Annotated in this window: 1 pseudogene; it reads left to right on the top strand. The window is 32.4% G+C overall.

Annotation, left to right across the window (positions count from 1 at the left end):
• A pseudogene (locus ACFIK8_RS12610) lies at window positions 1-132 on the top strand (phosphoribosylformylglycinamidine synthase subunit PurQ); the annotation flags it as partial.
• Between the last annotated feature and the right edge of the window lie 121 nt (window positions 133-253).

The raw sequence follows: 253 nt of genomic DNA, 5'->3' as shown, positions 1-253 counted from the left end.
GCTGGTATTATCAATAAAGCTGGGAATATTCTTGGTATGATGCCTCATCCTGAAAATTTTATTGAACCCGCACATAGTGGTACTGATGGCCGTTTACTTTTCCAAAGTGCTTTAGAATTGACAAATGGATGATGATAAAAAGTCTAACTGTTTTAAAACAACAAATCTGTATCATCTTCCACGCAGTAAATTTATAAACAAAGCGCTTTACATACAAAAATGGATATTATTTCTCTAAACACACAAAGATTTA

Source organism: Bartonella sp. MR168JLCBS (genome assembly GCF_042194175.1).
The sequence above is the reverse complement of the archived record's forward strand: the minus strand, read 5'-3'. Positions and strand labels throughout refer to the sequence as shown.